Source organism: Shewanella sp. SNU WT4, from assembly GCF_006494715.1.
Lineage (GTDB): Bacteria > Pseudomonadota > Gammaproteobacteria > Enterobacterales > Shewanellaceae > Shewanella.
Genome location: NZ_CP041151.1, coordinates 2,523,468 through 2,546,347, shown reverse-complemented (window position 1 = coordinate 2,546,347; position 22,880 = coordinate 2,523,468). Strand labels below are relative to the sequence as shown.

At 44.5% G+C, this 22,880-nt stretch carries 17 protein-coding genes; 13 read left to right on the top strand and 4 right to left on the bottom strand.

The annotated features are described in order from the left end of the window. Positions 1-130: 130 nt before the first annotated feature. From FJQ87_RS11370 to rplY, 3 genes are all read left to right on the top strand, one after another. Positions 131-1,552, top strand: a complete 1,422-nt coding sequence (locus tag FJQ87_RS11370) for a L,D-transpeptidase family protein (RefSeq protein WP_168195181.1) — start codon at positions 131-133, stop codon at positions 1,550-1,552. A gap of 190 nt (positions 1,553-1,742) precedes the next feature. Continuing rightward, positions 1,743-2,291 carry a DUF882 domain-containing protein gene (locus FJQ87_RS11365; protein WP_140932735.1) on the top strand — a complete coding sequence of 183 codons (549 nt, stop codon included), beginning with the start codon at positions 1,743-1,745 and terminating at the stop codon, positions 2,289-2,291. A gap of 117 nt (positions 2,292-2,408) precedes the next feature. Next, a complete protein-coding gene (gene rplY, locus FJQ87_RS11360; RefSeq protein ID WP_140932734.1) occupies positions 2,409-2,696 on the top strand; it encodes a 50S ribosomal protein L25 in 288 nt (95 codons plus the stop codon). Positions 2,697-2,833: 137 nt separating this feature from the next. Here the strand turns inward: rplY and FJQ87_RS11355 are convergent, their stop codons facing one another. Then, positions 2,834-6,829: a translocation/assembly module TamB domain-containing protein gene (locus FJQ87_RS11355; protein ID WP_140932733.1), complete on the bottom strand. Its 3,996-nt coding sequence runs from the start codon at positions 6,827-6,829 to the stop codon at positions 2,834-2,836. Continuing rightward, a complete protein-coding gene (locus FJQ87_RS11350) occupies positions 6,826-8,670 on the bottom strand; it encodes an autotransporter assembly complex family protein (protein WP_140932732.1) in 1,845 nt (614 codons plus the stop codon). The genes FJQ87_RS11355 and FJQ87_RS11350 overlap by 4 nt, the downstream gene beginning before the upstream one ends. Positions 8,671-8,822: 152 nt before the next feature. Between FJQ87_RS11350 and FJQ87_RS11345 the strand changes: the two genes are divergently transcribed. From FJQ87_RS11345 to FJQ87_RS11300, 10 genes are all read left to right on the top strand, one after another. Beyond that, positions 8,823-9,845 carry an isoaspartyl peptidase/L-asparaginase gene (locus FJQ87_RS11345; protein WP_140934089.1) on the top strand — a complete coding sequence of 341 codons (1,023 nt, stop codon included), beginning with the start codon at positions 8,823-8,825 and terminating at the stop codon, positions 9,843-9,845. Positions 9,846-10,039: 194 nt separating this feature from the next. Then, positions 10,040-13,912 carry an ATP-dependent RNA helicase HrpA gene (gene hrpA, locus FJQ87_RS11340; RefSeq protein ID WP_140932731.1) on the top strand — a complete coding sequence of 1,291 codons (3,873 nt, stop codon included), beginning with the start codon at positions 10,040-10,042 and terminating at the stop codon, positions 13,910-13,912. Between the two features lie 788 nt (positions 13,913-14,700). Further along, positions 14,701-15,024, top strand: a complete 324-nt coding sequence (locus FJQ87_RS11335) for a cytochrome c (protein WP_240778699.1) — start codon at positions 14,701-14,703, stop codon at positions 15,022-15,024. Positions 15,025-15,026: 2 nt separating this feature from the next. Next, positions 15,027-16,253 carry a molybdopterin-dependent oxidoreductase gene (locus FJQ87_RS11330; protein WP_140932730.1) on the top strand — a complete coding sequence of 409 codons (1,227 nt, stop codon included), beginning with the start codon at positions 15,027-15,029 and terminating at the stop codon, positions 16,251-16,253. After that, positions 16,253-16,645, top strand: a complete 393-nt coding sequence (locus FJQ87_RS11325; RefSeq protein ID WP_140932729.1) for a cytochrome C — start codon at positions 16,253-16,255, stop codon at positions 16,643-16,645. The genes FJQ87_RS11330 and FJQ87_RS11325 overlap by 1 nt, the downstream gene beginning before the upstream one ends. Further along, on the top strand, positions 16,645-17,154 hold the full coding sequence (locus FJQ87_RS11320; protein ID WP_140932728.1) for a hypothetical protein: 510 nt from the start codon (positions 16,645-16,647) through the stop codon (positions 17,152-17,154). Before FJQ87_RS11325 ends, FJQ87_RS11320 begins: the two co-directional genes overlap by 1 nt. A 289-nt stretch (positions 17,155-17,443) precedes the next feature. Next, the gene (locus FJQ87_RS11315) at positions 17,444-17,818 is read left to right on the top strand and encodes an MmcQ/YjbR family DNA-binding protein (RefSeq protein ID WP_140932727.1); all 375 of its coding nucleotides are present in this window, start codon (positions 17,444-17,446) and stop codon (positions 17,816-17,818) included. Between the two features lie 192 nt (positions 17,819-18,010). Beyond that, a complete protein-coding gene (locus tag FJQ87_RS11310; RefSeq protein WP_140932726.1) occupies positions 18,011-18,784 on the top strand; it encodes a class I SAM-dependent methyltransferase in 774 nt (257 codons plus the stop codon). A 509-nt stretch (positions 18,785-19,293) separates the two neighbouring features. Next, entirely contained in the window at positions 19,294-20,352 is a 1,059-nt protein-coding gene (ansB, locus tag FJQ87_RS11305; protein ID WP_140932725.1) for an L-asparaginase 2, read from the top strand. A gap of 276 nt (positions 20,353-20,628) precedes the next feature. Then, on the top strand, positions 20,629-21,051 hold the full coding sequence (locus FJQ87_RS11300) for a DUF1801 domain-containing protein (protein ID WP_140932724.1): 423 nt from the start codon (positions 20,629-20,631) through the stop codon (positions 21,049-21,051). Between the two features lie 221 nt (positions 21,052-21,272). Here the strand turns inward: FJQ87_RS11300 and FJQ87_RS11295 are convergent, their stop codons facing one another. Beyond that, positions 21,273-21,521 (bottom strand): DUF3297 family protein, encoded by a 249-nt coding sequence (locus tag FJQ87_RS11295; protein ID WP_140932723.1) that lies wholly within the window; start codon positions 21,519-21,521, stop codon positions 21,273-21,275. 308 nt (positions 21,522-21,829) lie between these two features. Beyond that, positions 21,830-22,837 carry a D-alanine--D-alanine ligase gene (locus FJQ87_RS11290; protein ID WP_140932722.1) on the bottom strand — a complete coding sequence of 336 codons (1,008 nt, stop codon included), beginning with the start codon at positions 22,835-22,837 and terminating at the stop codon, positions 21,830-21,832. Positions 22,838-22,880 lie beyond the last annotated feature (43 nt).

Here is a 22,880-nt window from a genome sequence, read left to right as displayed (position 1 = left end):
TCATACTAGTAGCGACTAAAATTCGCAGTAATTATTGGAGTGTTGAATGCTTGGTGACAAGTATGTTTACTCGCTGATTAACATGATGAGAGTGCGGCGGACGCTTGGATTTTTGGCGGCATTAATCACAATGTCAAGCCTGTGGCCAGCCATGCTTTACGCTGAGCAAGCACTTGATGCTAAAGACCTTAATGCGGTTGCTCTCGATGGTAGTAACAACCATATTGAACTGGTACGCAATACCTTGCTGCAGCATGTGACTTTAGTGGCCCTGACAGATGACACTAAGGATTGGCAAGCAGAACTGATACTCCTCAATGGCCAAGATCTCAAGGCCATCGAGCAACAGGCCAGTCAGATATTAAAGCGCTTATATGATTTTTGGCAACTGACAGAAAGCATGCCAAGCCAAGCTTCTTTATTAGCGCAAACGATTGCTATTGAACCACGTGCCAAAGATTACTTATGGGTTACTAATCGTATTCGTTTTCTACTGTGGCTACATAGCCAAGACCCTTGGCCCACGATTGACTATGAGCATGTGATCCGTCCTGGCGATCAGCATGCGAGCTTAATTCCGATAGCTAAACGGCTCAAGCAACTAGGAGATGATCAAGGCGAGGGCATTATTGTTGATGAAGTCAATCCACAATTAACACCAGAATTGGTCGGTGTGCTTAAAGCGTTTCAAGCGCGCCATGGCTTAAGTAGTGATGGTGTGATTGGTCCGCAAACTCTGTATTGGATTAATCAAACGCCTTATCAGCGTGCTCGGTTACTGGCGTATAACTTTGTGATGAAAACTCAGTATTTACGCAACCTAGAACCGACTTATTTGCTTGTTAATATTCCAGCCTTTGAATTGGTGTTAGTGGATAAAGGTGAAGCAACCTTGACCTCTAAGGTCATCGTTGGCCGCAGTGACAGACAAACCCCTGTACTCTCTAGTCTAGTATCTAACATAGTCGTGAACCCAGCATGGCGAGTGCCTCGCAGCATAGTACGCAATGACTTGTTGCCAAAAATTCGCAAAGATGGCAGTTACCTGGCACAACGAAATTTTGATGTGTTTGATTTTAATGGTAACCCCATGAATTTGGACGCACAAATGTTGCAAGCTGAAGCGAATGGTAACTTTCCTTATTCGCTGATCCAGCAACCTGGTAGTAGTAATGCACTAGGTAAATATAAGCTGCACTTTAATAATGGCTTTAATGTTTATTTACACGATACTCCGGACAAACATTTATTTAAGCAATCCATGCGGGCGTTATCGTCAGGTTGTATTCGGGTCGATAAAATTGATGAGTTGGCGCAGTGGATTGCTAACGAACAAATGTTTAATTCGCGCCAATGGCAGTCATTAACCCAAAGAGACGCCACTAAGACTCAGTGGTTTAGTTTGAAGAATAATGTACCTGTGCATCTAGTGTATTGGACTGCATGGATGACGGGCCCTGGTTTGCCCCAATTTAGAACCGATATCTACGACATGCAGTCGTTTACCAACGACACGCGCTTGTCCGATGTTACCGCGAAAGTCAGTTTATAGTTCTTTTCTTTAGCGCTTATTTACCACAATGTTTGTCAGTAATGCGCGCAGGTAAAAACTAAGTGCTTAAGTAAGCCTTTGATTGATTTGATTTTGCTAAATCTGCGCAGATTTTATCCAGTCTAGAACTTGATCTTAGTCGCAATAGTCGATAGCTTCTTTCTCCATGTTGACTTAGTGGAGTAACACATTGTCTAATTTTTGCAATATAAGAAGAAAGTTTTTGTTAGGTCTTGGGGGCGCTGCGTTGGCGTGTGCTTTGCCGACACCTGTGTTGGCAAGTCGCTCAACCACAGATGTTCGTAAACTGAGTCTTTATAATCTTCATACAGGCGAACGCGATGTTGGTACTTATTGGGTCAATGGCGATTATCAGTCGCAAGTCATGGACGGTTTTAACCATTTATTAAGGGATCATCGTACCAATGATGTGTTTGCCATGGATCAGCGTCTTTATGACATTTTGTTTAAGCTGCATATGAGCTTAAACACCAATAAAGAAATTCAAGTTATTTCTGGTTATCGTTCGCTGAAAACCAATGCCATGCTGGCTTCCAAAAGCAAAGGGGTGGCTAAACACAGTTATCATACGCGCGGAATGGCGATTGATCTGGCCATTCCAGGTACTCCCTTAGGTGATATTCGCGATGCCGCCAAAGCGTTGAAGCTCGGCGGGGTAGGTTTTTATCCGCGATCTGGTTTTGTGCATGTCGACTGCGGGCCAGTGCGTTCGTGGTGATGCCTGATTACGCTTGTGTTCTGGCGCGTTGGCATGGTAATATCCGCGCGCTTTATTTGGGTCAGTATTGGTCGAAAATACTGACACGTAATTTATTTTTATTTAAGTGAGAAACTTATGTCTTACACTATTCAAGCACAAACCCGTACTGAAACAGGGAAAGGTTCGAGCCGCCGCCTGCGTCACGCTGGTTTGGTTCCTGCCGTAATTTATGGCGTTGGTTATGAAGCAATTTCTATCGTTTTTGCTCATAAAGACATCATCAATGCGCAAGCTAGCGAAGGTTTCTACACTTCAGAACTGACTATCGTTCTGGAAGGTAAAGAAGTTAAAGTACGTGTACAAGATATCCAACGTCACGTATATAAGCCTCTGATCGAGCACGTTGACTTCAAATTTGCTTAATAGCAACTTTGGATAGACATAAAAAAAGCGCCTAAGGCGCTTTTTTTATGTCTGCAATATAGCCCGGTTAGCTTTAAGGCGTTAATCGCGCCTATCCAAACCTAGGCCGCAGGCGAGAGCTCTCACTCAAAATACAGTTAAAAATCAAAACTGTAATAGATATCTAACGACTGCCCAAGCGTACCTGATACCGTTTCGAGGTAAAGTCGGCTTAATAGGTAATACCTGACTGTGAGTTCATAGCCTGGGTTAAACACACCGACACCGTATTTGACCATGAGCTTTTCACCAATATAGCCACTGATGGCAACTTGACCATCATCATTGGTATCTAGCTGCACATTATTAAAACCAAACTTTTCAATCAGGTTAGTGGCTGTGTTACCAATTTCTGACATGGCACCGCCGCCGAGTTGATTACCAAGGGCTAATGCTGCGCCCATCATCAGGGCATCATTGCTATCGTCACCATTACTAAAGCCGCTGCCTTTGATGATGTAAGATAAAATTTCAGCCTGTTCTTTTGGTGGGTTAGAAAATAGCGTGACCACAGGTTTTTTGGCCGTACCGGTAATGCGCACGCCCGCTGTCACGTTTTCTTCTTTAATGGCACGAATCGCTTCAATGTTTAGGTTGGGCACATCTGCGGGGCCTGTAAATTGCAATTCCCCTACGTTAATTTGCAGTGTTTGCCCAAGGAAGCGATAACTACCGTTGACAACTTTAACTTCACCAAATAAAAACGGTGGCCGATTAACTTGTTGCTGCAAATTAAGGTTACCACTGAGATTGCCTTTTAAGCCTAAGCCTTGAATGGCAACATTGGGCTCTACTTGGATATTAAGATCGGTACTGAAAGGGAAAGGTGCACTTTGCTGCTGCTCGGCAGACGTTGAGTCATTAAATACCACGTCACTTGATAGCGCTACGCCGCCAGGGGCTAATTGCACTATGGTAATGGCGCCCGATGGAATAGTGACCTTGCCTTTGAGATGCAGATTACTTGGTTTCATTTCTAGCACTAACTGAGGTGACACTTGTAAAATCGCCAAAGGCGGCGCAATCACATCAAGTTTTTCACCATGAATATTGATAGTGCCAAGCGGTTCACCTGTGGTCCAATCGACATCACCATCTAGCCTGCCAGCGCCATGCCCCATCCTCCAAGTGGCAAACGTCGATGCTTGTTGGCGCTCAAAATTGACTCTAAAATTCACGTCTTCAATTAACGTCGGGTTAGCATTACTTGCAATCGCGCCGCCATTAATCGTCACGTTACCTGTGAGTTGCGGTTGTGCCAAGCTGCCACCAATGGCAATTTGGGTCGTCACTTCGCCCTTTAATATGGCCAATTGTGGAATAAAGGGCAGCCAAGTGGATAAATCACCGTGCTCGATAGTTAAATGGCCGGTCAAGCTCCTATCTGGGGTAACTGCAATATCAATAGCGCTGTCTATGCTCATCTGCTGACCTGCGCTGGCTTGCAATCTGGTGGTTAATTGTTGCTGATTAAGCTCGGCCGCTATTTCTACCTTTTGATAGGGCACATCCACATTTTGCTCATTTTGACGTGAGACAATTAAATGGCCTTCAGGTAACTGCAGTACTAATTGTGCCTTAGGTTTAGTATTGGGTGACCACGCGGCGTTGGCGACTAATCGCGCGAGTCCTTGCCATTCAAGGCCTGGAGGCAACAAAGGTTTAAGTACTTCACCTGGGGCGCCGCTAAAGCTTAACTGAGTATCACCGCGCGCACCCACCCCTGACTCAGTACTTAAACACACTTGGTTATTGGCTTGCTTAAGACACAAAGGGCTAAATTGACCGAGCATTTTTGTTTGCGACCAATTGAGATTGACGGGATCATCTAAAATCCACCGACCAAGCGGGGTAGTGGCATTGAACGCCGTCATTTGCCCCGTTAAATATTGCTTGGCCTCGTTGAAGTTGGTGATGATTTTAGTGTCAACATCGACAGTGCCTTTAACATCAAGTTCAGTCTGTTGGTCTTTACTATTGCCTTGGCTATTAAGATTTAGCTCGCTTATTTCCATGGCGCCGGCTTTGGCCGTTTGCCCCTTGATAGCTAAGGTATATTGCCGCTGCTGTTTAAGTACAGCGTTAAAATCGAGGGTTAACTTAGCCAAACTATTACTTAAGTAGCTGGCATTTAATAAGTCAGCGCTGGCCACTAGCTTAGGCGCCGCCTCGGTGCCGGTTAAATCAACTTTGGCATGCAGTTTACCAGCGGCATCATTAGACCACTTTGACATGTCTGGGACGTCTAGTTCGGCATTTAGGCGCCACTCTTTAGCTAACTGACCATTAAGCGATAAGTGCGAGCCTAAGGCATCGATTGTAAAATTATCGGCGATGATAAATAAGTTGTTATCTATGCTGATATTCCCCATAGCACTGACTTGTTCTTGCTTGAGGGTGCCACTCACTTCGGTATTAGTAACACTGGCTTGCCATTTATCGCCATCCACTAATCCTTGAGTATCTAAGTTCAGGGCCAATAGACCTTCTGGCAGTGGTTGAGATAAAGGCAAGGTCATAGACGCTGGGTTAAAACCTGCAATCGCGAGGTTGGCTTTCCAAGTTAACTCTTGTTGATAATTAAGCTCGCCCTTAAGGTGAACGCTGGTGAGTTCCTGCAACATGCTTAACTGCTTAATCGTCAGTTGCTCATTTTCATGCAGCATATCGGCCGCAAGCACTAAGGTTGGGCTAAAAGGACTATCAACAAAGCCTGATACTGCGGCTAATTGTGAGTTTAAGTTGCCACTGACTAAGATAGCACCCGACTTAATTTGATAATCGGGTGTTACTAAAGGCCAATGTAAATCTATCTTTTGACCATGCAGACTAAAAGGCAGTTCTGGCTGTTGTAAGTTAATTTGTCCCCGCAAATTTGCCGCGAGTTCACCTGTGACGCTAACATCGGTATTAAGCTCGCTAAAGTCTCCCTTAACGGCAACATCAGCACTTAATGGCGGCATGTCGGCTAAAAAACTGCCTTGATTGAGCGTTAAGTGTGCTTGGTAATTTAGTGGCCAAGTGTGAGTAAAGCTCATGTGGCCGTTTACGCTTAATTTGCCATAACTGTGCTCGGCATCAAGTTTATCGACGCTAAGCTCAGTGCCGCGAAGGCTTGCTATCAGTTCAATAACGCTAAATACATCTTGGCGGTCGCCAATGCGTAAGGCTGAATTATCTAAACGTAAATCTTGCACATCCACAGCGACTGGAATAAATAAGTGTGGCATGTGGGCAAGAGCCCAAGGGCTATCATCTTTGTGTGGATGTTGTTTGTCAGTGCTAGTTTCAGGCTGCTTAGCTTCAGGTTTCGCTTGTGCCGCGGTCTTGCTCTCTTGCTTAGCCTCTGTGCTAGTTGCTGTCTCTGTCTCTGTTGCTGTTGAGTCGGCTAAGTCTGCCGCCAACGGGATAATAACTTCTAGGCCATCGCTATAAAGATGGTTCACTTCAATCACAGCATCAGGCCATAAGGCCGAAAGCTCAAGGCGATGACTATTAAACTGCATGTCATTGACTCGAATCTTAATATCATTAAGCTCACTGCGATTTAGATTAATGCTAATAGGCAAAGTGAGTAAGGTATCAGGCTCATCACTAGCGTTAGTCTCAGTGGCATCACCCGTGGGAATGGCATCGGTATCAATGGCCACAGTGACTTTAGCGACATCAAGGGCGTTGACGCATACTTGGCGGTTAAATAAACATAAAGGGTCCCAGTTAAGGCTGAGCCTCTGCGTCTTGACATCTATCCCTGGCATTTGCCAATGGACATGCTCAACGCTAATTTCCTGGTTAAGCGTGCCGCTGTGATAACTGATATCAAGCCCTGGCACAAATTTGTCTGCAAGCATTACACTCACCCGGCTACCAAAAGGGGTGCCGATAAGTAGCGCCGCGAGTACTAATAGCAATAGCGGTATATAAATGACCAGTCTTAAGCTGTTGCGTACCCATAACCAAAACCGACTGGAGCGCGATCGTTTGGGCTTAGTTGTCTGAGCTTGGGCGTCTTTGGCGCCATTGGTTGGTAGAGCCGTTTGCGTCTCAGTTTTATCAGTTTGGACGGCATTAGGTTCATCAGGGACTTGACTCATAGCACTGTCCCCATAGTTAAGTGAATTCGCCAAGGTTGGTCTTGAGTTTCACTTTCTTTAAGACCAAAACCAATATCTAATTTGATAGGGCCCACTGGTGATATCCAGTGAATCCCCGGGCCTACAGAAATTACTGGGGTAAATTGATCCTTATCAAAGGAATTACCCGCATCGATAAAGGCTGCTAATCGCCACGTTGGCGTCAAATAGTATTGGTACTCAAGACTACCGACCATCAAATATCGGCCACCGAAGACTTCACGATTAAGGACGCCATTACTGCCTGTATATTCCAAATAGGGCCCCAGTTCTTGATAGCTATAACCACGAATACTCTGATCGCCGCCCGCAAAAAAGCGTAATGATGGCGGGATCATGGCCAGATCGTCATCACGGGCTAAATCGACTCCTAAATCAATGCGACTGACAAATCTATGCTTTTCAAAAAAGGTATGCACCAAAATACCGCTAGCCTGCAGGCGCAGTAAGCGAATCGCTGAGCCTAATGACGGATCGGCATATTGAATCGAATAGGTCTGACGATAACCATTTTTAGGATCTAGGCTGTTATCGCTGCGCACGGTTTGCTGGGCACCTATACCGAACATCACGAAGGTTGGGTCGTACTCAATGCCGGCTTGATCGTAAAATTCTCTTATCCCTTCAACGGAATAACCTAGTAGCCAGTTGTTATCTAACTTTTGCTGACGCAATAAACCAAATTGGTATTTGGTGGACTCCAACTGCCCAGTATTCACAAAGTCAGACTTATCTTGGTCAAATTCTTGAGTCACACCGTACTTATCACGGGTAATGCCAAATTTGATTTGCAGTTTGTCGTTCACTGGATGACTCAAGGGAATGCTATAGGTGGTTAAAAATTTGGGGCGATCAGGAGACCATTCTAAAGTGGTGGTTTGTGAATGGCCTAAGCGGTTAATTTGCGGCGTGGTCCAGGTGGCACTCACGCGTGGGTCAAACTTGTTATCCGCGGAATTACCTATATCCCCCCCTAAACCTAGATTCAAGGTGTTGTTAGGTTTTGGGGTGAGTTCGACCCGAATAGGAATAACGCCATCTTTGGTATTTTCAAGTACAGGAACGACTTGAATACCCGAGAAATAATTACTGTCTAATAAATCACGATTAAGCTGACCCATACGCGCAGTGGAATAGGGGGAGTCTTTCGGAAACGGGATCATTTTATCGAGCAATTTCGGCCGCAAATCACTACCGACAAAATGAATATCGCCAATGAGGTAGCGATCACCTGAGTTCATAGACAAGGTAATAGTGGCAGTATTTAAATCGCGATTTACAGTAATTTTTGATTGCAAATAGCGGGCGTCAAAATAGCCGCGTGATAGGGCTAAGCCAAGTAATTGTGACTTAACATTTTCATAGTTGCCTTGATTAAGGCGATCGCCAGGCAGAATGCTGATTTTATCTAACCACTGGGAAAAGGCTGGATCCTTGAGCATCTCGCCTTCCATCAGCACATCCACCCATAATATTTTGGTGGCAACACCTGGGGTGATGTTTAACACTAAGTGCCAAGCGCCTTTAGGCGGTTGCGCCATCTCTTGCTTTATCTGTCCATGATAAAACCCCATAGACTCAAGCGCAGCTTTAATATTGTCTTCAAGGTTGAAGATAAATGCGCGGCGCTGCACCGCTGAGGTCGGCAGTTCACCGATATGGGCTTCAATGTTGCTACGTAGCGCTTTATTTACGCCATTAACCTCAATGGTTAGCCACTTGTTTTTCTTGGTATCGTCGGCATGACTGGCGGCTGAGTAGCCACAAATAAAAACGAAAAGACACAGTGCTAAGATTCTCATACTGAGATACGTCATCCTAAGGCGAATCCTGAGTTGTATTGTCGCCATAATCCTTTGAGCAAGCAAGCATAGAGGTTGGCTAAATGGTTAAATTATGTCATAAAACCTTGGGAATCTAATGATAAGGATAAAGCTCAATGAAGTATGGATGTATGAGATTTACCACGCTGGCCATGGCTGCAAGCTTGTTATCAGGCTCAGTGATGGCCGAAGACAAACCCTTTGCCATTGCCATTCATGGCGGCGCTGGCACTATCGTTGCTGACAAATTAACCGCAGAACAAAAACAAGCTTATCGAACCGCGTTAAAAGAAGCGGTCGATGCTGGCCACAATGTGTTAGCCACAGGCGGCGATAGTTTAGCTGCGGTCACAGCGGCGATTATTATTCTTGAAAATAATCCACTATTTAATGCCGGTAAAGGCGCTGTGTATAACTTTGCAGGTGGTCACGAATTGGACGCGGCCATTATGGATGGCAAAACCATGAATGCTGGCGCAGTGGCAGGCGTTACTAATATTGCTAACCCGATCAAATTAGCGAGCGCGGTAATGCTGCACTCACCCCATGTGATGCTGGCAGGTCAAGGCGCCGAGGAATTTGCACTTGAACAAGGCTTTAGCACAGTCACACCCAATTATTTTGATACCGATGCTCGCAAGCTGCAATGGCAAAATGCCATAGAAAAAATTAAACAAGATCAGCAGCACAACAAGAATTATCAGGCCAGTATCCATCAATTCACCTTAGAAGATAAATTTGGCACGGTTGGCGCAGTAGCACTGGATAAACAAGGTAATTTGGCCGCCGGCACCTCAACCGGAGGTATGACAGCCAAACGTTTTGGCCGCATTGGTGATTCACCTGTGATTGGCGCTGGTACTTATGCTGAAAATGGCGTCTGCGCTGTGTCTGCTACTGGTCACGGTGAGTATTTTATTCGTTATCAAGTCGCAGGTGATATTTGCGCGCGGGTAAAGTATCAAGATATATCAATTGTCCAAGCCGCTGATCAAGTGATAAATAAACGCCTGATTAAAGCCGGTGGCACGGGTGGCGTGATAGCTATTGATCACCGCGGCAATATTGCCACACCATTTAATACTGATGGTATGTACCGTGCGACGCGTAAAAACAATGAAGATGCGCAAGTGCTGATTTGGCAGCAAGAATAAGCGCTGCGGGCGTAAATGCTAACTAGATGGCTTTGGTAACCGTATCAACTCGCCCTTTGCTGTAAAAGTCAGCAAGATTAAGGGGGCGCATGGGGAGAAGCGCTAGCTAATGCATTGATCCCATGACAAACCATACCAATTAGCCTGATTCCCTGCTAGGATCGACTGATTTTTCCTAGCAATGGAATTAGGTTTTGACTTCCGATAACCACCCACTATCCAACGCTTTCCTAAACCAGTGTTTTCAGACCGATGTTGCGCGTATTCGCCGGCGTCTAAGTCGTCTCAATAAGCAGCGAACCGCAGCATCTGATGACGTGATGACGGCATTAGCATTAGAGGCCGAAGCTTCGTTTGAGAAAGTGCAGCAACGTTTAGCTAATCGACCTAAGATTGATTTTCCTGAAAATTTACCTGTCTCACTAAAACGTGATGAAATCGCAGCGGCTATTAGTGCCCATCAAGTAGTGATTATCGCGGGTGAAACTGGTTCAGGTAAAACCACTCAGTTACCAAAAATCTGTCTAGAACTAGGACGCGGCACCCGTGGCTTGATTGGTCATACTCAGCCGCGGCGATTAGCGGCGCGAAGTGTGGCGACCCGGGTGGCAGAAGAGCTGAATAGTCCACTTGGTAATGTGGTGGGCTTCAAGGTACGTTTTGCTGATGCTATTCAGTCAGATTCTTATATTAAGCTGATGACCGACGGTATCTTGCTCGCGGAACTCACCAGTGATAAGTTCCTCAATCAATACGATACCCTCATCATAGATGAAGCCCATGAGCGCAGTCTTAACATCGACTTTATTTTAGGTTTATTAAAGAAAATATTACCTAAGCGCCCAGATCTTAAAGTGATCATCACCTCGGCAACTATCGATGTTGAAAAATTCTCGGCCCATTTTAACAATGCGCCTATCATCGAAGTCTCGGGCCGGACTTATCCAGTAGAAACTCGCTATCGCCCGTTAGTGCAAGACACAGATGCGGATCTTGATTTACTCGATGGCATCTTTGCGGCTGTGGATGAATTGGTGGCCGAAGGTCTTGGCGACATCTTAATCTTTATGAACGGTGAACGTGAAATTCGTGACACGGCCGCCGAATTATTAAAGCGCAAATACCGTGATACTGAAGTGCTGCCTTTATACGCGCGTCTTTCTTATGGCGAGCAATCTAAGGTATTTCAATCCCATCGTGGGCGGCGCATAGTGCTGGCCACCAACGTGGCCGAAACCTCGTTAACAGTACCAGGTATTCGCTATGTGATTGACCCAGGTACGGCGCGCATCAGCCGTTATAGTTATCGCACAAAAGTGCAGCGCTTGCCGATTGAACCTATCTCTCAAGCCAGCGCCAATCAAAGACAAGGTCGCTGTGGTCGTGTCGGCCCAGGTATTTGTATTCGTTTATATGCCGAGCAAGATTTCTTAGGCCGACCAGAATTTACTGATCCTGAAATTCTACGCACCAATTTAGCGTCAGTCATTTTGCAGATGCTTGCTATCGGTTTGGGCGATATTAGTGCATTCCCGTTTATTCAACCGCCAGATCAACGCTTTATTAAAGATGGTTTGTTATTACTGCAAGAATTACAGGCGGTAAATGACCATCAAGGGCAGTTATCTTTAACCCCACTTGGGCGGCAACTGGCGCATATTCCTCTCGACCCCCGTTTAGCGCGTATGGTGATAGAAGCCAATAAACTGGGGTGTTTGCATGAAGCGCTGGTGATTACCTCAGGCTTGTCGATTCAAGATCCCCGAGAGCGGCCGATTGACAAAAAACAGGCCAGTGATGAAGCCCATAAACGCTTTGTCGATAAAGATTCTGACTTCGTGGCATGGGTCAATATGTGGCAACACTTAAGTACCCATAGAAACGAGTTATCGGCCAGTCAATTTAGAAAACAATGTAAGCAAGAATACTTAGCCTATTTGCGGGTGCGCGAATGGCAAGACTTATACGCGCAGTTAAAGCAAAGCGTGCACGAGCTTAAATGGCGTTTAAATACCGAGCCGGCTAATTATGACAATCTGCATCAAGCTATTTTAAGCGGTCTGTTGAGTCATATAGGTTTTAAAGATGACAACAATGAATACTTAGGCGCTCGTAATCGCCGCTTCTTTGTTTTCCCTGGCTCGCCTTTAGCAAAAAAAGGCCCGAAATGGATAATGGCGGCAGAGCTTACTGAAACTTCACGCTTATTTGCCCGTTATTGCGCCAAAATCGACCCGTTATGGTTAGAGTCTTTGGCTGGCCATTTGATTAAAAAGAATTATCTTGAGCCGCATTTTGAAGCTAAACAGGGCAGTGTTATCGCCCTTGAAAATCAAGTGCTGTATGGCTTAACCATAGTCAATCGTCGCCGCGTGCAATATGGTCCCATTGACCCAGTCGAAGCACGACAAATCTTTATTCGCAGCGCCTTGGCCGAAGGACAATTGCAAACCAAAGAAGCCTTCTTCCGCCATAACCGCGCTTTGGTTGTTGATATTGAAGATCTTGAGCATAAATCGCGCCGCCGCGACATCTTAGTGGATGAAGAAGTGCTGGTGGGCTTTTATGACGAGCGCATTCCAGAGGGCATTTATAATGCGCCTAAGTTATATGGCTGGTGGAAAAAGCAAAAAGCCATTCAAGCGGATTACTTAAACTTTAATCCCGATATGCTGATGCAAAAGGGGGATCATCAAGTCTCGGCCTTGGATTTCCCGGATTTTTGGTATCAGGGCAATTTACGTTTACCGTTGAGCTATCAATTTGAGCCTAGTGCGGCAGATGATGGTGTGTCTGTGCATATTCCTGTGGCATTACTAAATCAGATTGATGATGTGGGCTTTGATTGGTTAGTGCCTGGCCTGCGCCATGAAAAGTGCATGGCCTTGATTAAATCCTTGCCTAAAACCTTACGCCGCAACTTTGTACCCGCGCCAGATTATGCCAAAGCCGCAGTGCAGGCCATGACGGAGACTAATCTCAGTTTGCTTGATGCGTTATGCAAGCAATTGCTTCGCATGACCGGGGTTAAAATCAGTGCTGATGACTTCGATGTTTCAAGTTTAACCAAGCACTTGCGCATGAACTTTGTGATTGAAGATGATAATGGCAAGGTAGTCGCTAACGGGCGTGAATTTGATACCCTTAAAGCCAATTTGCAAGGGGTGGTGGCTAAAGCGATTCGCGCTGTCGCCGATGTGGGTATTGAGCAAACTGAGCTCACCAGTTGGACCTTCAGTGATTTACCGCAGCAATATCAGCGCCGCCGTGGTCAGTATGAAGTTAAGGCCTTTCCGGCATTAGTGGACAATAAAACGAGTGTTGCTATCAAATTATTTGATGATGAACACGAAGCGCTGCGCCAGCATAGTCAGGGACAACGACGCTTACTGCTACTTAATATGCCATCGCCAGTGAAACACTTGCAGCAAGCCTTACCCAACAAGGCCAAGCTTGCTATGTACTTTAATCCTTTTGGCCAAGTGCAATTGTTGATTGATGACATTATTGATGCGGCGGTGCAGCAATTGTTAGATGAGCAAGGTTTAACCATTCGCACTGCGGCTGAATTTGAACAAGCTCGTGAATTAGTGCGCGCCGATTTAAATCCGACGGCGGAAGCCATAGCGCTCAAAGTCGAGCAAGTGCTCACCGCATACAATGGCATTAAGAAGCGTTTAAAAGGCAAAATAAGTTTAGATATCGCCTTTGCTATGAGTGGCATTCAACAGCAATTAGACAGTTTAGTGTATCGCGGTTTTGTGGCCGATACTGGTTGGCAGCGCCTTGGGGATATAGTGCGTTACTTACAAGCCATAGATTATCGCTTGCAGAAATTGCCTGTGGATCCTAATCGTGACCGCTTGCATATGCACGTAGTTAATCGAGTGACTGAGGCTTATCAAGCCGCTTTGGCCAAGCTACCTAAATCGCTACCTGTGCCAGAAGCTATGCTAGATGTGCGCTGGATGATTGAGGAATTGCGAGTGTCTTGCTTTGCGCAGGTGCTCGGCACTAGCATGCCAATTTCTGAAAAACGGATTTTGAACCAATTAGCCAGTTTGTAATTCATGGTTAGGCTCGATGTAGCTCAGTGTCAATGAGCTACATCGAGCCGCTGTTTTTTGTTCATAAGAAATATAAGGTTAGGTGCGCGCTATTGAAAACCAGAGCTTATTGATAACTATAGCCTTATGTTGTCTATCTATAGCCGCATGATTAGCTGGCAAGCCTAGCTAATCATGTGTCTCCTATACGTTTAAACCCATTTCTCTTAAGCCAATCTCAATTGATTTTACTTTGAAAGCTGTCCATCCACGTTTTTATAAGCTTGCACGCTTTCCCATATCAAGAGCTTGATTTGGCTCACAAGTGCTCAGGTAACCTTAGTTAATATGATAAAGCTACTCGCCGGACTCGCCATGGAAAGCGAGGTTGGCGCACTTTTGCCTGCAGCTAACTTGCTGCCTTGCTCGCACTTTCTTATTTTTTGCGACCGCACTCGATTGATACCTTTTGATGCAGATTGGCCTCTGTGGTTGTGTTTGTTGTGAGCTTTTAATTGGCGTGTTTGTTTTTATAATTTTTTTGATTTTTTCACACTTAAGTGTGTGATTTATGGCCTATTTTGGCTTGTTTTGTGCTTTTCATCAGGTGGCTAGGTGTTTAGTATACGACCTGCTGAAAGATCGAATCTAGCTAGCATTCGATGCTTAACAATGACTTCATTATTTTGCCGATTGATTTGCGCTAACGCTGGTTGATGGCAAGTTCAGTGAAGCGATGGAGTTGTAGCTGATAGGCAGATCTTAGTCGGACTGATTATCAATATTTTATCAGGCTTTAAGGTGTCAATATGACGATCACCCGCAACATCCCCATGATATTGGCCGCAATCAGCTGTTTATGGCTGAGCGTAAGCGCCAATGTTCAAGCAGAGGATGGCAAGTATCAACATCTGCTCAATATGTGCGTTGCCTGCCATGGCATAGATGGGGCAAGTGAATTCACTTCTATCCCTAATCTTAAATGGCAGAATCGCCAATATATAGTGGCGCAGTTACAAGCATTTAAATCAGATCAACGCAGTGACAGCACTATGTCAAAAGTGGCCAAATTATTATCAGAACAAGACATGCAAAAAATGGCCAACTATTTTAATCAAGGCAAGGGACAATAAACATGGCAATCGATAGACGTACATTCCTTAAAGGCGCATTAGCCACTTCCGTTGGCGCTATGTTGCCGATTAATTGGGTTTATGCCGCCAATCGTCCTTTGGGCTTAGTGCCGTTAGATATCGCCTCATTAACTTGGAGCCGGGCAGATCAGCTGCCAAGTTATTTCAAGTTATTAAACACCAATCCAGTCAATGCTTATCCACCAGAATTTATGCTCGACCCAGTCAACACGCCTGCCGATGTTGCCTTTATTCGCTGGAATGGCCAATTACCTGATTTTGCGAAAATCAACCCTAAGACTTGGACGTTTAGCGTTGATGGTGAGTCCTGTGAAACCCCAAAGACCTATACCATTGATGAGCTGAAGTCTAAGTTCAAAGCCCATACCTTAAAATTGACCTTGGAATGCGGTGGCAATAGCCGTTCAGAATTTTTCCCAAATACCAAAGGTAATCAGTGGAATAACTCAGCGGTATTCTGCTCTGAGTGGACTGGGGTGTTAGTGCGCGATGTGTTAAATGATTGCGGCGTTAAGCCTGATGCCGTCTATACCGGCCATCATAGCGCTGACTTACATTTAAGTGGCAAAGGTGAGGCCATTTCACGCGGCGTGCCGATTGCGGCTGCGCTGAATGATGATGCCCTGATTGCTTGGTCAATGAATGGCGCTGATATTCCTTACATGCATGGCTATCCACTGCGCATAGTGTTTGGCGGGCGTCCAGCATCAGTTTCTAATAAAGCCGCCACCGGCATTAGCATTCGTAACAAGGTGCATGACGGCTCAAAAATGAAAACCCCAGCTTACAGCGTGCCTAAATACCCGATTGCACCAGGCGAAGAAGTGGCTGATAAAGATTTTAACGTCATTCAAGAAATGATTGTTAAATCCATCATCACCCATCCGCAAACCGGCACTGAAGCTAAGTTAGGCAAACGCTTACAAGTACGCGGCCATGCGTGGGCAGGTATGCAAGAAGTGGTTGATATGCAAGTGAGTTACGATTACGGCGCCACTTGGAAGAAAGCCAATTTAACTAAGCCTGCTAACCATACCGCATGGCAGCAGTGGGATATCGATTTAGACTTGCCACAAGCGGGCTACTATGAAATTTGGGCACGCGCCACAGATTCTAATGGTGTATCACAGCCAGTAGTGCAGCCACAGTGGAACCCTAAAGGTTATATGTTCAATGGTTGTCATCGCATAGCAGTAAGGGTGGTTTAATGACAATTAATGCATGCACAGTGGCCATTAGCGCTGCGTGTTTACTGCTGGCGCCTGTATTGGCGCAAGCACAAACACCCACTGAATATGGCATAGACCCCGTCTCGGGATTAATCATGGCGCCGGGTTGGGAAATGGTGAATTATCAATGTAATGCATGCCATACCAGCCTTATCATCCCGCAAAACTCAGGCAGTAAAGATACCTGGCGTAAAACCATTCAGTGGATGGTTGATACCCAAGGCTTGTGGGATTTATCTGATACTTGGGAGCCAGTATTGGATTATTTAGCGACTCATTATGGTGAGACTGAAATGGACATGACTAAGTTTCGCCGCTTGCCTTTGATTGCCGAGCAGCAACCAGCCATGCCCACTAAGGAGAGCCAATAATGATGCGCTTTAGTGTTAATCGCAAAAGTAGCAGCCGCGTGATGAGTGATGTAATGCGCCAATGTCTGGGCTTAGCCTTACTCTGCTTACCGTTAACTGTGTTAGCGCAAGAGGCAATGCCAAAGAGTGATAGCCAAGCAGTACAGGCTCAAGCCGCGCCTGGCTTTCAACGCTATAGCCATGACAGTTATAACCAAGCCTTAGCTAAGTTATCTATTAGTGTGCCTGCTGCCATCATTGAACATCAAGCGGATGCTGAGCAGGGCGCTCATATCGCTATGCGTCAATGCATTGCTTGTCACAACCAAAGCATGTTGACTATGGCGACTAGCTACCCAAGTTTGTACGGCCAGCAGCCTGCCTATTTAGTGAAGCAATTGCTGGAATTCAAATCAGGCCAGCGCGCTAACGCTATCATGCAAGCTCAAGTCATGGCGATAACCGAAGCTGATATTAAAAATATCGCCTTATGGTATAGCCAGCAGCCGATATTGCATTTAAGCAACTAAACATATTCGCTGGCTGAACATGTTTGCTCATTATTAGTCCCCAAAAGCCACTCATTGAGTGGTTTTTTTATGCTGGTAACTTATCCTGAGATAAAGTGATAAACGAAAACTCCCCATCGCTGCTAGGTAAAGCAGAATATTAGAGACTATCAGTTCTGGGCTATTAACCGCTAAAGTTAACCATCAATATTGACTAAAACAATGCTTGCTGAATTAATGTTTGCTGAATTAAAAACCAGCTTACTTGCTTTCGAGTGGTCATTTAAAGGTATAAACAGCAGGAATTATTATGAATTACCAAGAATTTAATCAGTTTTGTGCCTCCTTGCCGGCAACAACTTATGTGATGCAATGGGGCAATTCACATGTGTGGAAAGTCGATGCTAAAGTCTTTGCTATTGGCAGCTGGAGTAAAGGTAAACATCCTGCATATACGTTTAAAACCTCAGAGCAAAATTTTTATTTTTTAAGTGAGTGCCAAGGTTACATTCCTGCGCCATATTTCGCCAGTCGCGGCATGAAATGGATACAGCAGTTAGATATTGCAGCGGATAAAGATCAAGACTTACGTTATTACCTAACTGAATCCCATCGCTTAGTGTCACTGGGATTAACTAAAGCCAAGCAACAAGAGCTTGGTTTACATCAAGCATTGAAGAGCTAGCTAAAGTCGTAAAGGTTAACTCTGATTGCGTTAACTCTTTAAGCACTATTTATCCCTACCTAAAAGACTCATATTAATTACTTGTTCCAGACGTCAGCTAATATGTTTGGCAACTCAAGCGGCGATTCACTGCAATTTTGCTAAATAGCTGCTAGATTTGCTAGCAACTTGGCCAAGCATAGCGGAGTAACCATGGATTATTTGAGTATAAATAAACAAGCGTGGGATAAGCGAACCAAATTGCACCTGAAATCTGAGTTTTATGATGTCAAATCTTTCAAAAATGGTCGCTGCTCGCTTAACCCAGTAGAGCTAAAACAACTGGGCAATGTTCAAGGCAAATCATTACTGCATTTACAATGTCATTTTGGTCAAGATAGCTTGTCCTGGGTTCGTTTAGGCGCCAAGGTCACAGGTGTTGACTTATCTGCGGTGGCTATCTCTCATGCCAAAGAGTTAACACAGGCTCTGGGACTCACGGCCAATTTTATTGATAGCGATTTAGTGCAATTTGGCCGAGACAATGTCAATCAATTCGACATAGTTTTTACGTCATATGGTGTTTTATGCTGGCTGCCAAACTTAAATGATTGGGCTCACACCATAGCCAACGCACTTGCCATTGGCGGTGAGTTTCATTTAGTTGAATTTCATACCTTTCATAATTTACTTTCGGGATATTCCTATTTCCCAAGCAGTGAGCCGGACGTTGAGCAAGAAGGTACTTATACCGAAAACTGCGATGGCATTAAATCGACTGTGATCACTTGGTCGCATTCTATTAGTGAAGTGCTTAATGCTTTAATTGCCGCAGGCCTAACGATTGAATCGTTCGCTGAGCATGCTTATAGCCCCTATCCTTGCTTTGAAGGGCTAGAATCTGTGCCAAACCTTGGATATCAGTTGTTATATAAAGGGCAGCAGGTGCCTTTACTCTATTCCGTTAAAGCGCGAAAGTTGGCGTAAATTTAGAACGCTTAATTTACGATAAGTCGATTGAGTAAAAGGTTTATCAAACTAAACCTTTTATCTCAATGATAGCAGTAAGCTAGTCATTACTTAACATTATATAAAGCTAAGTAATGACAAAGAGTGTTTAAGGCTAGCCATTAACAAGATAAATTACAATTGCAATTCTTGTTACTATATTTATTTAGATGTCATTCTCTGCGTTTGTTTTAAAACAATTGAAATAAATAATCCAGACGCTAATTATTTATAGGTGGGCATGTTTTTGAACTGATGCCTCACTTTTGATATTTGTTAGAGCTTGACGTTGATATCGGGAATAGTGTGATTTAAATAATACCGCTATTGCAGTGGTTGCTATTAAAGCTTGGCCTGTTGTAGATGATGCTGTTTAAATAATAATGTGGAAAGTGATAGTTAATATTTTATATTGGTGAGAATAGTCACGGTTTTAATTAGTTAATAGTTCACACTAACAGCAACTCATATAAAAAAAGGATGTAAGTATGAATTTTCCAATGCGTAAGCTCTTGCTCTCGGTAGCCTTAGGGTTATGTATTTCATCGACGGCACAGGCGCTTCCACAGGTACGGATTATTGCTACCGGAGGCACGATTGCAGGGGTCGGGCAATCAGCCACAGAGTCTAACTATCAAGCTGGTGAAGTAGGCATAAGTAGCTTAATTGCGGCTGTGCCTGAGATGAAACAGTTGGCTGATATTCAAGGCGAGCAGTTAGTCAAAATTGGCTCACAAGACATGAATGATAAAGTTTGGCTTGATTTAGCTAAGCGCATTAATGTGTTACTGGCGGATAAAAACGTGGATGGCATAGTGATCACCCATGGCACAGATACCTTAGAAGAAACCGCCTACTTTTTAAATCTAACGGTTAAGAGCGATAAACCGGTAGTGCTGGTTGGCGCTATGCGTCCTTCTACGGCCATGAGTGCTGATGGACCAATGAATCTCTATAACGCCGTGGCTACGGCTGCTAATCTTGATTCTAAAGGCCGCGGCGTGCTGGTGGTAATGAATGATACTGTGCTTAACGCCCGCGATATCACTAAGACCAATACCACCGGCGTGCATACCTTTGCGGCGTCAAACTTAGGCCCACTGGGTGTTGTTCATAACAGCAAGATTGAGTACATGGGCAAGACAGAGCGTCTACACACCACGCAAACGCCGTTTGATGTGAGCAAGCTTGATAAATTGCCTCAGGTCGGCATAGTGTATAACTACGCCAATGCAACGGATTTACCAGTGAAAGCTATGATTGAGGCTGGTTTTGACGGAATAGTAAGTGCCGGTGTTGGTAACGGTAATATCTACCATTCTATTTTTGATACCTTAGCTACGGCCAGTGAGAAAGGTACCTTAGTGGTGCGCTCAAGCCGAGTTCCAACGGGCGCTACTACCTTAGATGCTGAAATTGATGACGCTAAATATGGATTTATTGCCGCGGGTAATCTTAACCCGCAAAAAGCGCGCATTTTATTAATGCTGTCGTTAACTCAAACTAAAGATCCACAGCAAATTCAGCGTTGGTTCCAACAGTTTTAACTGCTAATGGAATGATTGCTTAAGCCCCGCCAAATCGCGGGGCTTTCTTATGTTTAATTTTAGGGGGGGTAATTATAGGTCTAGCTTGTTAATAGGGTTTGGTATCAATTAATTAAGGAATTCACTCTAGTTAGCGATTATTTCAGATGGGGCGGTAATACCGCTGGGATTGGCGTTAGATCATAAAAACTGCTCGTTCAAATAAAATAACAAGGCTTTGCTTGTAATGATTTAAACTTAAAAAATGATAAGTGTTGATATGAACGTGAGAGTGATATGGCGGAATTAACAACCCAGAAGTCAGATGCCAATGTGCTGCAATGGATAAATCAATTAACGAATCCACAGCGCCAGCAAGATAGCCTTGAGCTAGTCGCATTGTTTGAACGTGTCACGGGTTTTGCGCCTGTGTTATGGGGGAGCAATATGATAGGTTTTGGTGAGTATCATTATCAAAGTGAGCGCAGTAGCCAACATGGCGATTGGCCGCTCATCGCATTTTCACCACGTAAACAAAATATGACCATTTATATCATGCCAGGCTTTAGTGAATATCTGTCTTTGCTAGACAAGCTTGGTAAGCATAAAACCAGTGTGTCATGTTTATATTTCAATACATTGGCGCAGTTAGATATTGAGGTGTTAGCGCAGTTAATTCGTGAGTCGGTGGCTTATATGCAGGCCAAGTATTCAGTTTAAGTATTCAGCCTAATTGACACATTACTGGCAGTAACCGATGCGCTTGTATTTTAACCCTGATGTTTAATCGCTTTTAGGATAATACTCAGGCGGCGAGATTATAAATTAATTGAGTCTAATTGAGTTTAATTGAGAGAGAAAATAATGTGTAGCAGTAATGGCGAGCGTAGCAACATAACACTGTGGTCAAAAGCTTAAGCTTTGACCACAGTTAAGCTGTTTTAGCGATAGAAAGCTTCAACAGGACCCTTAATGGTCATCAACAGTGGTTGTCCACGGCGATCTAAGGCTTTAGTGCTTGGAACTTTAACCCAAGCTTCGCTGATGCAATATTCTTCAACATCAAAACGCTCTTTACCGTTAACACGAATACCAATGTCGAATTCAAAAATAGCTTCAACAAAGTGTGGGCTACGTGGATTAACTGACAATCTGTCTGGTAAAGTTGGGCGAGCTGTAGTGTCGTTCATAATGGCTTCTTTGATGAAAAAAATTTTCGCTATTGTAGGCAAAGCGGGCGCGATGCTCAAGCATGTCGGTGATAAATGTGCGTTTAGCCACTAAGGCTGATAGCTATGGCAATCTCTTGAGTGAAATATGACTGAGTTATGGCGCTTTAGTGGCCTAATGGAGTGGCAAGTTAAACTTGGTTCTAGATAGAAGCTAACACTCAGCTAGCTACTGCTAGCGGCAGTTAGATAAAGCAGCGAGCTTAAGCCAATAAACAAGAGCGGCGATAATGAGCACCACTCTTGATGTTATGGGTTAATGGCAATCATTAACCCGGTAATTGGCTACGAATATTACCTTCGAGCATGGCCGCAAAATCATGGCCATTATTGATAAGCATCTTAGGGAACATAGAAATCGGGGTCATACCTGGGAAGGTATTAATTTCATTGAGTAAGATTTCATTATCCGCGGTTAAGAAGAAGTCGATGCGTGATAAGTGACGTAATTTCATGCCTTTAAACGCTTTAATGGCATATTGACGAATTAACTCACTAGTTTCAGCCGACAAATTAGGCGCAACCACATGGGTCACGGCTTGGCTTTTGCTGTCGTACTTTTCTTCAAAACTATAGAAAGTGTTAGACGCGCATACAATTTCGCCCGGTACACTTGCCACTACTTCGCCGTTATATTCATACACAGCGACTTCAAGCTCTCTCGCTACTATGGTTTTTTCCACAATAACATAAGGGCTAAAGCTAAAAGCCTTAGCTAAAACATCAGCGACTTGGCTAGCATCTTCAACTTTATAGCAACCGACTGATGAGCCTTGGCTTGCGGCTTTAACAAACACTGAGCCCCAATTGGCAAGTGCCGCTTGAGTTTTTTCAATGGCGTCTTGATTGAGCTCATCTAAAAATAGCCACGGGGTATTTGGAATATTTAAGGCCGTAAACCACATTTTAGCGGTCACTTTATTAAAGCAATTAATGCTGGCTTCGCCTTGGCAACCAAAGTAGGGCAGTTTAATTAAATCAAACCATGATTGAATATCGCCGGTTTCGCCTGGATAGCCGTGAATACAAGGAATGGCATAATCTATGTGCCAGTTTGGTCTATCTTGCTCGGTAAACACGACTTGGTGATCTGCGGTTAATTGCGCTGGCAGACCATCTAAGGTGTGAAATTTACCATCACTGGCAAGTTCAAGTTGCAGCACATTGGCGCCTGCAATGGATTCAAGCGTGGCTTTAACGTAAGCCGCAGACATCAGAGAAATGGCATGTTCACTGCCACCGCCACCACATAATAATAATAGATTCATTGAGCTCATCGTTTCTCCACTGCCTAAATGCACATTAACGCCACAGTTTAAT